Here is a 15,694-nt window from a genome sequence, read left to right on the forward strand (position 1 = left end):
GGCCCGCTTCGCGGGCTAAATCGCGGCTCAACGGCCCGGCGGGGCTTTTACACGCCGACCTCCTGCTCGCAATGNCTGCCATTNACGGATGTCATGCGCTTTGCTGTATCAACGCTGTTGAGTGACGTTCAGGCTAGGCGGGTGGNGCTAGCTCAACCCATCGCATTGCCAAAGNCGGNTTCAANAAACAGCTGATGGCCATNAGCCCTCGTTGCATTCCCTCATCATGAGTCCCTGTCGCGTGCCTGGGCGTGGTGCCGGGCCGTTGAGCACGGATTTAGTCCGCGCAGCGGACCGAGGCCCCTGCTCATGGGCCGAGTCCGTGCGATAGGCCCGGCGCCACGCTCAGGCACGCGACAGGGACGCCTTCAGAGAGACAATCAAGAGCAGCAACCGCCCACCACACGAACAGCGATAAAAATGCCCTCACGCTGCGCCTTCGGCTTGCTGCCCCCCGAGGGGGGCGTTTTTATCTTGGGGCGGCCCGGCGACAAAAAAGAAAAGGACCCGTTCTTGCGTCCGGGTCCTTCAGTCAGGTGAGAGTGCGCCTGCTGTTTATTTGATGACCGCTGCGATAGCCTTGGCCACTGTATCGATATTGTGGCTGTTGAGCGCAGCGACGCAGATGCGGCCGCTGGACACGGCGTAGATGCCGTGTTCTTCGCGCAGGGTGTCGACTTGTGCCGAGGTCAGGCCCGAATACGAGAACATGCCGCGCTGCTCGCGTACGAAACTGAAGTCTTGCGAGGCGCCTGCTGCCTTGATTTTGTCGACCAGTTGTTCGCGCATCAGACGGATGCGGTCACGCATACTGGCGAGTTCCTGTTCCCATAGCGTATACAGCTCGGGCGTGTTCAACACCGACGACACCACCGTGCCGCCGTGCGTGGGCGGGTTGGAGTAGTTGGTGCGGATCACGCGCTTGAGCTGGCTCAGCACACGCTTGGCTTCGTCTTGGTTGCCCGCGACCACCGTCAGGGCGCCCACGCGCTCGCCATACAGCGAGAACGATTTCGAGAACGACGAGCTGATCAGCATCGTCAGGCCCAGATCTGCAAACAAGCGTACGACGGCGGCGTCCTCTTGCAGGCCGGCGCCAAAGCCTTGGTAAGCGATGTCCAGGAACGGCACCAGCTTGCGAGACTTGACGATCTGGGCGATTTGTTGCCACTGCTCGGCCGTAGGATCAACGCCAGTCGGGTTGTGGCAGCAAGCGTGCAACACCACGATGGTCTGTTCAGGGGCGGCCTGCAGCGAGGCCAGCATGCCCTGGAAATCCAGGCCGTGCGTCGCGGCGTCGTAATAGGCGTAGGTATCGACCGGGAAGCCCGCGCGTTCGAACAGGGCGCGGTGGTTTTCCCAGCTGGGATTGCTGATCAGCACTTTGGACTGGGGCAGCAATTGACGCAGGAAATCTGCGCCGATTTTCAGTGCGCCGGTGCCGCCCAGGGCCTGGGTGGTCAACACGCGGCCTTCGGCGGCCAGCGGGGAATCAGCGCCCAGCAACAGCGTTTGAGCGCCCTTGTTGTAGCCGGCAATGCCCTCGATAGGCAGATAGCCGCGCGCGGCGGCCGCTTCGATACGCGCAATTTCGGCCTTGCGCACAGCAGCCAGCAGGGGAATGCGACCGTCGTCATCGTAGTACACGCCCACGCCCAGATTGACTTTACCGGGGCGGGTGTCGGCGTTGTACTGTTCGTTCAGACCCAGGATGGGGTCGCGCGGCGCAAGTTCGACGGAATCGAAAAGAGAGCTCATGAGGATTCGCTAAGGGTAGATAGACGCGGAAGGCACTGCTGTGGATAATGAGGGGTTTACCCTCAGACAGTCTAGCATGACAGCTCCTGGATTCGTCGATTTCCCCGACAGCCCCTTTCATTTGTATCAGCCGTATCCGCCTGCTGGCGACCAGCCTGGCGCGATCGAAGGGCTGAGCGATGGCATTCGAGACGGTTTGATGTGCCAAACCTTGCTGGGTGTGACGGGTTCTGGCAAGACCTACACCATGGCCAACATCATCGCCCGGCTCGGCCGGCCTGCGTTGGTATTGGCGCCAAACAAGACCTTGGCGGCGCAGTTGTACGCCGAAATGCGCGAGTTCTTTCCCAAGAACGCCGTCGAGTATTTCGTGTCGTACTACGACTACTATCAGCCCGAGGCCTACGTCCCCACACGCGACCTGTTCATTGAAAAGGATTCGTCCATCAACGAACATATCGAGCAGATGCGCCTGTCCGCAACCAAGAGCCTGCTCGAGCGGCGCGACACGGTGATTGTGGGAACTGTCTCGTGTATCTACGGTATCGGTAATCCGGGCGATTATCACGCGATGGTGTTGATTCTGCGTTCCGGCGATCGCATCTCGCGGCGCGAAATATTGGCGCGCCTGGTCGCCATGCAGTACACGCGCAACGACGCGGATTTCACCCGTGGCACATTCCGTGTGCGCGGGGAGACGATCGATATTTTCCCGGCGGAAAGCCCGGAATTGGCATTGCGCCTGGCGCTATTTGATGACGAGATCGAGACGTTGGAGTTGTTCGATCCGCTGACCGGGCGCGTACGTCAAAAGGTTCCCCGCTTTACTGTCTATCCTGGTTCGCACTATGTCACGCCGCGTGATACCGTGTTGCGCGCCATCGAGACGATCAAAGAAGAGCTGCGCGAGCGCCTGAAATTCCTGACTGCTGACGGCAAACTTGTCGAGGCGCAGCGGCTTGAGCAGCGTACGCGTTTCGATTTGGAGATGCTGCAAGAGCTCGGGTTTTGCAAAGGTATCGAAAACTATTCTCGCCACTTGTCGGGTGCCGCGGCGGGCGAGCCGCCACCCACGCTGATTGATTATCTGCCCTCCGATGCATTGATGTTCATCGACGAAAGCCACGTCACGATAGGGCAGTTGGGGGGGATGTATCGGGGTGATAGGGCGCGCAAAGAGACCTTGGTGCAATACGGTTTCAGGCTGCCCTCGGCCCTGGATAATCGGCCGTTGAAACTGGAGGAGTTCGAGGCGCGTATGCGTCAGTGCGTGTTCGTTTCGGCGACGCCTGCGGCATATGAGCAAGAACACGCCGACAATGTGGTCGAGCAAGTCGTGCGGCCTACCGGGCTGGTAGACCCGCAGGTGGAGGTGCGGCCCGCGCGCACTCAGGTCGACGATTTGCTGGGCGAAATCAAGGTGCGTGTAGCTGCGCAGGAACGCGTGCTGGTGACGACCTTGACCAAGCGTATGGCCGAAGACCTGACAGACTATCTGTCCGAGCACGGTGTTCGTGTCCGCTATTTGCACTCCGATATCGACACGGTCGAGCGCGTCGAGATCATTCGTGATCTGCGGCTGGGCACCTTTGATGTGTTGGTCGGGATCAACTTGCTGCGCGAGGGGCTGGATATCCCTGAGGTGTCACTGGTCGCCATTCTCGACGCCGACAAAGAAGGTTTCCTGCGTTCGGAGCGCAGCTTGATCCAGACGATCGGCCGGGCGGCGCGAAATCTCAATGGCCATGCCATTCTGTACGCTGACCAGATCACCGCCTCCATGCGGCGCGCCATGGACGAAACGGAGCGCCGGCGCAACAAACAACTGCAATTCAACGCGGACAACGGCATCACCGCGCGCGGCGTGAACAAAGCGGTGCGCGAGCTCATCGATGGCATCGTGGCGCCGGTTCGTCACGATACGCTGGAGGCGGCTATCGGTCCCGAGGTCTTGACCGACGAAAAGGCCGTGGCCAAGGAAATTCGTCGTCTCGAAAAGCTCATGACAGACCATGCCCGCAACCTGGAGTTCGAGCAAGCTGCCGCTGCGCGAGATGCGCTGAATGCGCTCAAGCAGCGCGTATTGTTGGATGGCGCCGCTTAACCGAAGGGCCTGGAAACATCGTCGCTGGGTGCGAAGCGCGCGGGCCTCATGATGCCGTTCAGTGAGGCTGATAGGGCGGCCGCGGGCCCTTAACAAGGTGGTGTCGCAGCACATTGGCCAGCGGCGGTTACAGGTCGCTGCTGCGCTGCGGTCAATCCAACGGGTTTGTTACAGGCAATGCCTCAAATAGCTCATGTGTTACTCGTAATTATCGTTGTATATCATTGACTTTTAACGAAAAAATTACAGTAACACTAAAGGGCAGCCCAGTTGCGCAATTGCAAAAAAAACTTGCTATATTCCGGGTTTTCCCGCAGACTTACACCCATGATGACCAAGGTACTTTTCGTTTGCATGGGTAACATCTGCCGCTCCCCCAGCGCAGAGGGCGTTTTTCGCCATTTGGTGAGCGATGCCGGTTTGGGGGAGGTGGTGCGTGTGGATTCCGCTGGTACGCATGCCTATCACATTGGCGAGGCGCCTGACGCCCGCGCCCAGGCGGCCGCTCGCAAGCGCGGCTACGAGATCAACCATTGCGAGGCCCGCCAGGTGACGGCGGACGACTTCCGCGAATTTGATCTCATTTTGGCTATGGATTGGGACAATCTTTCCGCGCTGCAACAGCAATGCCCGAAAATTTATCAGCACAAGCTGATGCTGCTGATGCGCTTTGCCAATGAATTCGAAGAAGCCACGGTGCCTGATCCGTACTATGGCGGCCTCGATGGCTTCGGCAAGGTCCTGGATTACCTGGAGGATGCCTGTCAGGGTGTGTTGGAGCTGGTCCGCAAGCGGGCTACCCAATACCAGGCAGCCTAATTACTGGCTATAGCTTAAGCTGGCTCGATCAGCTCAAAAACCGCGCCTTGGCGCGGTTTTTTATGGTGGATGCGCGTGTCCGTCATCCCCGGGTAGGGCGTTGCGGGAGCTAGCCGATGTCTCGCTTATATGCATATTCCTGAAGATGACTTAGCAATTTAGTCGGGAATTTGCTATACTTGACGCAATTACTCAGGTATTGGTTGCCCGATGATGGGCGCCAGCACGTTTCCACAGGAATCCACCATGCGGCTCACTACAAAGGGGCGTTTCGCGGTTACCGCGATGATCGACCTGGCCATGCGGCAGCACAGCGGTCCGGTAACGCTCGCGGCGATCAGTCAGCGCCAGAATATCTCGCTTTCTTACCTTGAACAGCTCTTCGGCAAACTGCGCCGGCACGAGCTGGTCGATAGCGTGCGCGGCCCCGGCGGCGGTTATTCGCTGGCCCGTCTGGCGCGCAACGTCACGGTTGCCGACATCATTTTTGCGGTGGACGAGCCGCTGGACGCCACCAGCTGTGGCGGCAAGCACGACTGCACCAGCGGTCGCGACGGCAAGTCCGGCAAGTGCATGACGCACGAGCTCTGGACCACGCTGAACCGCAAAATGGTCGACTATCTAGATTCCGTTTCCCTGCAAGACCTGGTCGATCAGCAACGGCTGCGCCAATTGCAGGAGGCCTCCAAGGCGGCACAAGGGTGTTCCACCGTACGGATGGAGCGAGGCGCGGGCGAAACCGCGACCGCTGTGTCCGCCGTCGCCGCCGACGCCACCGTATAAGCAGGAGTAGCACTTCATGACCACTCGCCCAATTTATCTCGATTACTCTGCCACCACGCCAGTCGATCCGCGCGTGGTCGACAAAATGGTGCCTTGGCTGTACGACAACTTTGGCAACCCCGCGTCGCGTAGCCACGCCTTTGGCTGGGAGGCCGAAGAGGCGGTCGAAAACGCCCGCAACGAAGTCGCCAAACTCGTCAACGCCGATCCCCGCGAGATCATCTGGACGTCCGGTGCGACCGAGTCGGATAACCTGGCTATCAAGGGCGCGGCCAATTTCTACGCCGAGCGCGGCAAGCACATTATCACGGTCAAGACCGAGCACAAGGCGGTGCTGGACACCTGTCGGGAGCTGGAGCGCCAAGGCTTCGAGGTCACCTACCTCGATGTGCGTGATGACGGCCTGCTGGATCTGGACGTTTTCAAGGCAGCGCTTCGTCCCGACACCATTCTGGTTTCGGTAATGCTGGTTAACAACGAAATCGGTGTGATCCAGGATATCGAGACCTTGGGTGAAATCTGCCGTGAAAAAGGCATTATTTTTCACGTGGATGCGGCGCAAGCCACCGGCAAGGTCGAAATCGATCTGCAAAAGGTGAAAGTCGATCTGATGGCGTTCTCCGCACACAAGACCTACGGTCCCAAGGGCATCGGTGCCTTGTATGTGCGTCGCAAACCGCGCGTGCGTATCGAGGCGCAAATCCATGGTGGCGGTCACGAACGTGGTTTCCGTTCCGGCACCCTGGCCACGCACCAGATCGTCGGTATGGGCGAAGCATTCCGCCTGGCGCGCGAGGAGATGGGCACTGAAAACGAACGTATCCGCATGCTGCGTGATCGTTTGTGGGCAGGCCTGTCGCAAATCGAAGAAACCTATCTGAACGGCAGCATGGAGCACCGCGTTCCGCACAATCTGAACGTCAGCTTCAACTATGTCGAAGGCGAATCGCTGATCATGGCGATCAAGGAACTGGCGGTTTCGAGCGGTTCCGCTTGCACCTCGGCCAGCCTGGAGCCGTCTTACGTGTTGCGCGCGCTTGGCCGCAATGATGAGCTGGCGCATAGCTCCATTCGTTTTACGCTGGGCCGCTTTACCACCGAACAAGAAGTCGACTTCACGATCGAGCTCATCAAGAGCCGCGTGGGCAAATTGCGCGATATGTCGCCGCTGTGGGAAATGGCCCAGGACGGCATTGACCTGAATAGCGTGCAGTGGGCGGCCCACTAAGCCGCCACGCGACAGATACAGGAGAAACATCATGGCATACAGCACCAAAGTTCTGGATCACTACGAAAATCCCCGCAATGTGGGCTCGTTCGAAAAGGGTGACGACTCGGTCGGCACCGGCATGGTCGGCGCACCGGCTTGCGGCGACGTGATGAAGCTGCAAATCAAGGTGAACGATTCGGGCATCATCGAAGACGCACGCTTCAAGACCTACGGCTGTGGCTCGGCCATCGCCTCCAGCTCGCTGGTGACGGAATGGGTCAAGGGCAAATCGCTGGACGAGGCCCTCAACATCCGCAATACGCACATTGCCGAAGAACTGGCATTGCCGCCCGTGAAGATCCACTGTTCGATCTTGGCCGAAGACGCCATCAAGGCTGCCGTCCAGGATTACAAAGACAAACACGCTGCTGCACCTGCGCAATCCGATGCGGCGGCGGTTGCGACGGCGGGCTGAGCGATGGCTGTAACCTTGACCCAACAGGCGGCCTCGCATATCGGGCGCTACCTGCAAAAGCGTGGCAAGGGCGTCGGCCTGCGCCTGGGCGTGCGTACCACGGGATGTTCGGGCATGGCGTACAAGCTCGAATATGTCGATGATCCCGCACCCGAAGATCTGATCTTCGAAAGCTTTGGCGTCAGGGTGTTCGTCGATCCCAAGAGCCTGTCCTATCTGGATGGTACCGAGCTCGACTACGCACGCGAGGGCCTGAACGAGGGCTTCAAGTTCAGCAATCCCAACGAGAAGGCGACCTGCGGCTGCGGCGAGTCGTTCACGGTGTAGTCTTGGCCGCGGACAATCACTTCAGTTTGTTTGGTTTGCCCGCGCGATTCAATATCGATGGGCAGGTACTCGAGAGCGCTTGGCGCACTGTGGCCGCACAGGTGCATCCGGATCGTTTTGCGACGGCCAGTCCGGCCGAGCGTCGTGTCGCCATGCAGTGGGCGGCGCGTGCCAACGAGGCCTATCGGCAATTGCGGGATCCGTTATTGCGGGCTCGTTATTTGTGCGAGCAGGCTGGCGTCGATCTGCAAACTGAAAGCAATACGTCGATGGACGTGTCGTTTCTGACGCAGCAGATGCAATGGCGCGAAATGCTGGACGACGCGCGCAACGATCCTGATGCGTACGCAGCGCTCGAGGCCGAGTTGACTCAGGCTCGCCGGCAGATGCAAGACACACTCACGACATTGCTCGACGAGCGCCACGACTACGCGGCCGCCGGCATCAAGGTGCGCGAGTGGATGTTCGTCGAGAAACTGGCCCAAGAACTCGCCGCGGTGCAAGTGACCCACTAGCGGTCATCGTGCCAGCGTCGCGCGGCTTGCGCCGCTTTTTCGCTTTTCGATTCGAAGCATAATCATGGCCTTATTGCAGATTTCCGAGCCAGGCGAATCGCCGGCGCCACACCAACGCAAGCTGGCAGTGGGTATCGACCTGGGGACGACAAACTCCCTGGTCGCCGCTGTACGCAGCAGCGCTTCAGAGGTTTTGCTCGATGCCGATGGCCAGGCTTTGCTGCCGTCGGCCGTGCGCTATTTTGCCGATGGCAAGGTCAACATTGGCCGGCAGGCATTGGTGCAGCAGGCCGCAGATCCTTTGAATACCATCGTATCGGTCAAGCGTTTCATGGGGCGTGCGCTCGATGAGGCTGTGGCCAGCGGGGCGCCATACGAGTTTGTTGACGCGCCGGGTATGGTGCGGCTGCGGACGGTGCAGGGCGACCTGAGCCCGGTCGAGATCTCGGCACAGATATTGGCCACGTTGCGCCAACGCGCCGAAGACGTATTGGGCGATGACCTGGTCGGCGCCGTGATTACGGTGCCGGCATATTTCGATGATGCCCAGCGTCAGGCCACGCGCGATGCCGCCCGTTTGGCGGGCCTGAATGTTCTGCGCCTGTTGAATGAGCCCACCGCCGCGGCAATTGCTTATGGCCTGGATCAGGCTGCCGAGGGTACTTACGCCGTTTATGACTTGGGTGGAGGCACGTTTGATGTTTCCATCCTGCGCTTGACCAAAGGGGTGTTCGAGGTCGTTGCGACCGGAGGCGATACCGCATTGGGCGGCGACGATTTCGATTGGCTCATTGGCGAGTATGCCTACGCGGCTTTGGCGGGTGAGGGCGCTGCGGGAGCAGTGTCCGATGCATCTGACGGTCAATCGTCGCTCAGATCGTTGGTCCCCGCCGACCGTCGTGCTTTGCTCGTTGCCGCCCGTGCGGCGCGTGAGGCCTTGTCTGACGCTGACAGCGCGACACTGAGCGCGGTGTTGCAAGACGGCCGTGCGTTGAACGTCACATTGAGCCGTGCCCAGTTCGAACAGTTGGCGCAGCCGCTGGTGCGCCGTACGTTGGATCGTGCCCGTGCTGCGTTGCGTGATGCGGCTTTGACCGTGTCCGATGTCAAAGGCGTGGTGATGGTAGGCGGGGCCACTCGTATGCCGGTGATCCGCCAGGCGGTGGCTGATCTGTTTGGAACGCAGCCTCTGGTCGATCTGGATCCCGATCAAGTGGTGGCCCTGGGCGCGGCGTTGCAGGCTAACTTGCTGGCTGGCAACCGCATGCCCGGCGAGGACTGGTTGCTATTGGATGTGACGCCCTTGTCGCTGGGGTTGGAAACCATGGGCGGGCTGGTCGAGCGCATCATTCCTCGCAACAGCACGATCCCTGTGGCGCGTGCCCAGGAGTTCACCACGTTCAAAGACGGTCAAGGCGCCATGAGTGTGCATGTGGTGCAGGGCGAGCGTGAGCTGGTGTCCGACTGCCGTTCGCTGGCCCGTTTTGAGTTGCGGGGCATTCCCCCGATGGTGGCGGGCGCGGCGCGGATTCGCGTGACGTTCCAGGTCGACGCCGATGGTTTGTTGAGCGTGACGGCGCGCGAGCAAAGCACGGGCGTCGAGGCCTCTGTGTCGGTCAAACCCTCGTATGGCCTGTCGGATGATGAGATTACCCGCATGTTGGCCGACAGCGTGGCGCAGGCGGACAGCGATGCGCGAGCCCGCATGCTGCGTGAGCAGCAGGTCGAGGCGCGTCAGCTCGTTGAGTCCGTGCAGGCAGCGCTGGCGGCCGACGGCGATTTGCTGGACGCAGCGGAACGACAGTTGGTGGATGAACGTGTCGCGGCGGCTGCCGCTGCGCAAGGTGCTGACGATGTCGATGTCGTGCGCGCTGCTGTTCAAGCCTTGTCCGATGCCACCGAAGACTTTGCCGCCCGTCGCATGGATCGTGGTATCCGTGCAGCGCTGGCTGGCCGTAAATTAGACGAACTCGCCTGACGTATGCCTAAACTCACCGTATTGCCTCACCCGGAATTGTGCCCCGAGGGAGCCGTCATCGAAGACGCGCCCAAGGGCCAGTCTATCTGCCGTGTCTTGCTCAACAATCACATTGATATCGAGCATGCGTGCGAATTATCGTGTGCCTGCACGACCTGTCACGTGATTGTGCGCGAAGGCTTTTCCTCGTTGGAGGACGCGTCGGATAGCGAAGAAGACATGTTGGACAAGGCCTGGGGATTGAGCTCGACCTCTCGGTTGTCGTGCCAGGCGATTGTCGAAGACACGGACCTGACGGTCGAAATCCCCAAATACACGATCAATCACGCGAAAGAGGCACACTGATGAAGTGGGTAGATACATACGATATCGCCGCCGCCTTGGTGGATACGCATCCGGACGTCGATCCCAACACCGTGCGTTTTACGCAACTGCGTGAATGGGTCATAGCCTTGCCGGGCTTTGACGATGATCCCAGCCGCAGCGGGGAAAAGATCCTCGAGGCGATCCAGATGGCCTGGATCGAAGAGGCGGATTGAGTTTCTGTACGGCCTGAGAGGCCATGTTGACGATTAAACCCCGGCACTGAGGCATGCACTCAGTGGCCGGGGTTTTTACTGTAGGCTGTCTCCGAGACGAAAAGGTCCTTTTTGAGGAGCACGGCGAAGCGTGGAGCCTGCCGTTGCTGGGCTGCCTAAAGCTCAGCCTACCTGCAGCACGGCCTTTGCTGAATGCTCGGTGCCTGACGAATTCGAGTGCTTTGTCAGCAGCGAGCCGGCTGCATGTAGGTGTATCAACGTACCAAGCAAGGCAGTTTGTTGTTGAACTTCCAGTCCGGCACGAGGTATTGCATTGCCATGGCGTCGTCGCGTGCGCCCAGACCGTGTTGCAGGTAAAGTTGGTGTGCGCGTTCGATGGCATCCATGTCGAGCTCGATGCCCAATCCGCCGGTCTGTGGCAGCTCGATGTGACCTTGTTTGATCTGCAAGGGATTGCGCGTCAGGTATTGGCCGTCTTGCCAGATCCAGTGCGTGTCGATCGCGGTGACGCGTCCTGGGGCGGCTGCGCCTACGTGGGTGAACATGGCCAGCGAGATGTCGAAATGATTGTTCGAATGCGAGCCCCAGGTCAGGCCAAATGCCTGGCATGTCTGCGCGACGCGCACCGAGCCCTGCAGCGTCCAGAAATGCGGATCGGCCAGCGGGATATCGACGGATTGCAGTGAAAGCGCATGCGCCATTTCGCGCCAGTCGGTGGCGATCATGTTGGTGGCGGTGGGCAGGCCTGTGGCGCGGCGGAATTCCGCCATCACTTCGCGGCCGGAGAATACGCCTTCGGCGCCGCAGGGATCTTCTGCGTAGGCCATGACGCCATGCAGGTCACGGCATAGGCGGATCGCGTCTTGCAGCAGCCAGCCGCCGTTGGGATCCAATGTGATGCGCGCTTTCGGGAAACGTTCGTGCAGGGCGCGGATGGCTTCGACTTCTTCTTCGCCGCGCAGCACGCCGCCTTTGAGTTTGAAGTCCTCAAAGCCATAGCGTTGGTAGGATGCCTCGGCGAGTTTGACGATGGCTTCGGGTGTCAGGGCCTTTTCGTGACGCAGACGCAGCCAGTCGTCCGCGGCGTCGGGTTCGCTGTGATAGGGCAGGGGCGTGGCATTGCGGTCGCCGACGTAGAACAGATAGCCCAGCATTTGCACCGACGTGCGCTGTACGCCTTCGCCCAGCAAGGCGGCCAACGGGACCTGCAGGTGTTGGCCCAGCAGGTCGAGCAGCGCTGATTCTGCGGCCGTCACGGCGTGAATCGCGATGCGTAAATCAAAGGTTTGTTGCCCACGTCCCGCGCTGTCGCGATTGGCGAAGGCCTGGCGCATTTTATTCAACGTTCGGTTGTAGTCGCCAATGGCGCTGCCGACGATGATGTCACGTGCGTCTTCCAGGGTTTCGCGGATCTTTTCTCCGCCAGGAACTTCGCCCGCGCCTGTGTTGCCTGCACTGTCGGTCAGAATGATCAGATTGCGCGTGAAGTATGGGGCGTGGGCGCCGCTCAGGTTGAGCAGCATCGAGTCCTGGCCCGCCACGGGAACGACGCGCATGTGAGTGATGACGGGGGTGTGGCGAGAGGGAGTGGCAGTGGTCGACATGGTGATCTCTTGAAACAAAGCCTGCTGCGGGAAACGGGATGGCAGAAAATAACGGCGAGCGGTAATCGAGGTGCGTAGTGGGACGGCGTTGGCAGATGCTGGTGTGCACGGGCCGGGTATTGCAGACGGCTACCCGAGCGGACCGGATGGCGCATTTAAACGAGCAGCGGGATGATAGATCGCCACGTGCGAGGCAGGCCCGGGTAGCGATCTATTTTCACCGCGACCAAAGATGATTTATTGCACGGTAATGTTGCCGGTTTCGATCACGGTTTTCCAGCGTTTGCTTTCGTCTTGCTGGAATTTCGTAAAGGTCTCTGGAGTGTTGGCGACGACTTCCAGGCCGACGTCGGTAAAGGGTTTGCTGACGGCTGGATCCTTGATGGCAGTGGTGAGCGCTGCGGAGAGCTTGTCGCGGATATCTGCCGGCAGGTTCTTGGGGGCGACAATGCCTTGCCAAGCATAGACTTCGACACCCGGGACGTTCAACTCGGAAAGGGTGGGCACGTTCGGCAACACAGGTGAGCGCTTGTTGCCGGTGATGGCGATGGCTTTGAGTTTGCCCGATTGGATGTGCGGCAGCACGGCGTTTACGTTCTGGAACGACATGTCGACCTGGCTGCCCAGCAGATCAGAGATGGCCGGTGCGCCGCCTTTGTACGGGATATGCAGGCCCTTGGTACCGGTTTTTTGCCAGAACAGTTCAGCCGTCAGGTGATCGGAGGAGCCCGAGCCGGAGGTCGCAAAACTGATCTCACCGGGCTTGGACTTCAGCAGGGCGAGCACGTCCTGGACCGAGTTGATGCTGGGCGCCAGTTTCGGGCTGACGACCAGGACGTTCGGTGTTTGCACGGCAACGGTCAGGTAGGTGAAATCCTTTGCCGGATCGTAGCTCAGGCCCTTCATCAGATGGGGGGCGACGACCAAGGGGGCGAGCGAGGTCACCATCAAGGTGTAGCCGTCAGGTGCGGCACGGGCGACTTGAGAGGCGCCGATGGTGCCGGTGGCGCCCGCTTTATTTTCCACGACAAACGATTGCTTCAGTTGTTCGCCGAGTTTGTTGGCGACGGCGCGGGCCACGGAGTCCGTCGCGCCGCCCGGCGGGAAGGGGACAACCATGGTGACGGGTTTGTCGGGCCAGGCTTGTGCGGCGCCCGCGGCCAACATGAGGGTGAGGCCTGTGAGCCATTTACGTGCATGCTGATGCATGTGTCTCTCCGGTAAGTATTATATCGATGGCAACGTTACCATATTTGATGGTAACGTTGCCATGTGATTTGGTAACGTTGTCATTTGAGTTTTATAGAATACGGATATCTGCCTCTGGCAGAATATCCGTATAAACCCTAGGTCTCTCGCCTCCCCATTCGAGGAGCTAGAGGTTAGGCTTGGTGGCCTTGTCACTTCCACATTGAAAATGTCATCTGAGAAACCGAATCCTCTCCGCTCCAGCGAACGTGCCAGTGTGACGGTGCGCGATGTGGCTCGGGTGGCTGGCGTGGCGATGATCACGGTGTCGCGGGCGATCAATACGCCGCAGGCGGTGTCGCCCCAGACGCTGGAAAAGGTCAATGCGGCGATTCAGTCGCTGGGTTATGTGCCGAACCTGATGGCGGGCAGTTTGCGGTTGTCGCGCAGTCATTTGGTGACGGTGTTGGTGCCGACGATCGCGGGGTCCTTGTTCAGCGGGATGATTACCGCGTTGACGCGATCTCTGGGGGCAAAGGGCTATCAACTGATCGTGGGGCAGAGCGGCTATGACATGCCTAGTGAGGACGCCTTGTTGCGCGCCATCATCGGCCGGCGTCCAGATGGCATTGTGTTGACGGGTGTGATGCATTCTGAACAAGGGCGGCAATTGCTCAAGGCGTCGGGCATCCCGATCGTCGAGACCTGGGATGCGACGCCTACCCCCATCGATATGCTGCTGAGCCTGTCGCACGATGCGATTGGCGCCGCAGTCAGCCGGTATCTGCATGAGCGCGGTAAAAAGCGTCAGGCGGTGCTTGCCGGCGACGACGAGCGTGCACGATTGCGCGCGCAGAGTTTCGTGCGTGCGGCGATGGCGCTCGGATTGCCGGAGCCGCGGGTAATTCACATGCCTGCGCCGACCACGCATGCGCAGGGCAGAGAGGGATTGCGTCAATTGCAAGCCCTGCAGAAAGACATCGATGCCGTGTTCTGCTCGTCTGATCTGATGGCCGCCGGTGTGCTGACAGAGGCTGTCGTGCAGGGGCTGAGCGTGCCGGATGATTTGGCCGTCGTGGGATTTGGCGACATGGATTTTGCCGCGTCGATGTCGCCGTCGATCACGTCGGTGCATGTCGATGGCGTAGCGATAGGCGAGCAGGCCGCCGAGATGATCGATGCTCGCGCCAATGGACTATGGCCCGCGCAGCAGGTCGTGGAGATCGGCTTTCATATCGTTGCGCGCGAAAGCACGTAATATGGCTTAAGATTTCTCTTCTACCTACCTTATTTTGCTAGCAATATGACTGTGCCTCATCTTCGCTTCGGCCTGGCGGCCAACCGGCTTCATCACGAGACGCCTGACGCGGCGTTATTTACTTGGCTGCGTGCCTCGGGAGCCACTATTCGCGAGATGGGGATCGAGCTGCACACGGTAGGCCGCACGCATGATGCCATCGTGCGCGAGGGTATGTTGCAAGGCTATCGGGGGCTGATCCGCTATCCGTATGGCCGCGAAGGCGGGTTGATGAAACTCGTCGCCCGCGTGACCGAAGGGCGCGATGGGCAGGCGCCGTTTGATGGCGCGATTTATCTGATTGATCCCGTCGATCCTTCGTCGATTTTCCCCGAAGCGCTGGCGTTGAAGCGTCAATGCATCACGCACGGCCGACCGTTCATTTCGACGCTGGCTGGCGCGATTGAATGGATCGAGGTCGAGCGCGTGTTGGCGGATTTGCCGCCGGATCCTGCCTTGTCGCGGTTGTTCAATTTCGAGGGGCAGACCTTGGCATTGATTGCCCACGATGCCTTGAAAGACGACATGGTGGCGTTCGCCGACGAGCATTTCGAAGTGTTGTCGCAGTATGCGCGCCGTGTGGCGACGGGGACAACGGGCGGCCGCTTGAATGACTTGGCATGGTCGCGAGGCTGGCCCAAGGACACGCCCTGGGTGACGCGTTACCTGAGCGGCCCGCTCGGCGGCGATGCGCAGATCGCCGAGCTGGTGCTGGAGCATCAATGCCAGCGCGTGATCTTCTTCGAAGACCCGCACGTGGCACGCCAGCACGAGGCCGATATCCAGCTGCTGGAGCGTGCTGTTCGTGTTGTGACAGCCAGCGCGACGTGCGCTACCTCGCCTTCTGTTGCGCGACGTTGGGCAGAGGCGGTGCGCAAGCATCAGGGGATATGAGCGTTTGCGTTGTTGGCTCTGGTTGAATAGGTGGGGGTGTGCTTATGGGCGGGTGGCATGCTTATGGACGTCGAGCCGAGGCAATCGGGCCGTGGGGGCTTCACAAAGCCGGTCCGGCCCGCGGGGGCCGGACACCGTGTTCGCTCGCTTCGTCCGGCCCCTTCGGGCCTACCTTCAGCATCCGCTCCACTCGGCTTTGAGGC

The 15,694-nt window shown here is 60.1% G+C and carries 15 protein-coding genes; 12 read left to right on the forward strand and 3 right to left on the reverse strand.

Annotation, left to right across the window (positions count from 1 at the left end):
• Nucleotides 1–555: 555 nt before the first annotated feature.
• Complete coding sequence (locus ACNA0J_RS15045) at nt 556–1,758, reverse strand: amino acid aminotransferase (RefSeq protein ID WP_415819678.1); 1,203 nt, start codon at nt 1,756–1,758, stop codon at nt 556–558.
• Nucleotides 1,759–1,834: 76 nt separating this feature from the next.
• On the opposite strand from ACNA0J_RS15045, the gene uvrB reads away from it, so the two are divergent.
• The 10 genes from uvrB to iscX all read left to right on the forward strand — a co-directional run bounded on the left by uvrB (nt 1,835) and on the right by iscX (nt 10,508).
• A complete protein-coding gene (uvrB, locus tag ACNA0J_RS15050; RefSeq protein WP_415819679.1) occupies nt 1,835–3,862 on the forward strand; it encodes an excinuclease ABC subunit UvrB in 2,028 nt (675 codons plus the stop codon).
• Between the two features lie 327 nt (nt 3,863–4,189).
• Complete coding sequence (locus tag ACNA0J_RS15055; protein ID WP_415819680.1) at nt 4,190–4,681, forward strand: low molecular weight protein-tyrosine-phosphatase; 492 nt, start codon at nt 4,190–4,192, stop codon at nt 4,679–4,681.
• A gap of 246 nt (nt 4,682–4,927) precedes the next feature.
• Complete coding sequence (gene iscR, locus ACNA0J_RS15060) at nt 4,928–5,464, forward strand: Fe-S cluster assembly transcriptional regulator IscR (protein WP_415819681.1); 537 nt, start codon at nt 4,928–4,930, stop codon at nt 5,462–5,464.
• Between the two features lie 16 nt (nt 5,465–5,480).
• A complete protein-coding gene (locus ACNA0J_RS15065) occupies nt 5,481–6,692 on the forward strand; it encodes an IscS subfamily cysteine desulfurase (protein ID WP_415819682.1) in 1,212 nt (403 codons plus the stop codon).
• Between the two features lie 31 nt (nt 6,693–6,723).
• The gene (gene iscU, locus ACNA0J_RS15070) at nt 6,724–7,149 is read left to right on the forward strand and encodes a Fe-S cluster assembly scaffold IscU (protein ID WP_415819683.1); all 426 of its coding nucleotides are present in this window, start codon (nt 6,724–6,726) and stop codon (nt 7,147–7,149) included.
• Between the two features lie 3 nt (nt 7,150–7,152).
• Nucleotides 7,153–7,476 (forward strand): iron-sulfur cluster assembly protein IscA, encoded by a 324-nt coding sequence (gene iscA / locus ACNA0J_RS15075; protein WP_415819684.1) that lies wholly within the window; start codon nt 7,153–7,155, stop codon nt 7,474–7,476.
• A 2-nt stretch (nt 7,477–7,478) separates the two neighbouring features.
• Nucleotides 7,479–7,991, forward strand: a complete 513-nt coding sequence (gene hscB, locus ACNA0J_RS15080; protein WP_415819685.1) for a Fe-S protein assembly co-chaperone HscB — start codon at nt 7,479–7,481, stop codon at nt 7,989–7,991.
• A 64-nt stretch (nt 7,992–8,055) separates the two neighbouring features.
• The gene (gene hscA / locus ACNA0J_RS15085) at nt 8,056–9,969 is read left to right on the forward strand and encodes a Fe-S protein assembly chaperone HscA (protein WP_415819686.1); all 1,914 of its coding nucleotides are present in this window, start codon (nt 8,056–8,058) and stop codon (nt 9,967–9,969) included.
• Nucleotides 9,970–9,972: 3 nt separating this feature from the next.
• Entirely contained in the window at nt 9,973–10,314 is a 342-nt protein-coding gene (gene fdx / locus ACNA0J_RS15090) for an ISC system 2Fe-2S type ferredoxin (protein ID WP_415805915.1), read from the forward strand.
• Complete coding sequence (gene iscX, locus ACNA0J_RS15095) at nt 10,314–10,508, forward strand: Fe-S cluster assembly protein IscX (protein ID WP_415805914.1); 195 nt, start codon at nt 10,314–10,316, stop codon at nt 10,506–10,508. The genes fdx and iscX overlap by 1 nt, the downstream gene beginning before the upstream one ends.
• 254 nt (nt 10,509–10,762) lie before the next feature.
• Here iscX and gudD read toward each other — a convergent pair whose 3' ends face one another.
• Together gudD and ACNA0J_RS15105 are read right to left on the reverse strand one after the other, a co-directional pair.
• A complete protein-coding gene (gene gudD, locus ACNA0J_RS15100) occupies nt 10,763–12,112 on the reverse strand; it encodes a glucarate dehydratase (RefSeq protein WP_415819687.1) in 1,350 nt (449 codons plus the stop codon).
• Nucleotides 12,113–12,349: 237 nt separating this feature from the next.
• On the reverse strand, nt 12,350–13,321 hold the full coding sequence (locus ACNA0J_RS15105) for a Bug family tripartite tricarboxylate transporter substrate binding protein (protein WP_415819688.1): 972 nt from the start codon (nt 13,319–13,321) through the stop codon (nt 12,350–12,352).
• A 208-nt stretch (nt 13,322–13,529) separates the two neighbouring features.
• Here ACNA0J_RS15105 and ACNA0J_RS15110 point away from each other — a divergent pair, with 208 nt between their 5' ends.
• Both ACNA0J_RS15110 and ACNA0J_RS15115 read left to right on the forward strand, forming a co-directional pair.
• Nucleotides 13,530–14,558, forward strand: coding sequence for a LacI family DNA-binding transcriptional regulator (locus ACNA0J_RS15110; RefSeq protein ID WP_415819689.1), 1,029 nt, complete (start codon nt 13,530–13,532; stop codon nt 14,556–14,558).
• Between the two features lie 45 nt (nt 14,559–14,603).
• Complete coding sequence (locus ACNA0J_RS15115; RefSeq protein WP_415819690.1) at nt 14,604–15,491, forward strand: methylglyoxal synthase; 888 nt, start codon at nt 14,604–14,606, stop codon at nt 15,489–15,491.
• Nucleotides 15,492–15,694: the final 203 nt, after the last annotated feature.

Origin of the sequence: Bordetella tumbae, from assembly GCF_965139195.1 — a bacterium.
GTDB classification, from domain to species: domain Bacteria; phylum Pseudomonadota; class Gammaproteobacteria; order Burkholderiales; family Burkholderiaceae_B; genus Bordetella_A; species Bordetella_A tumbae.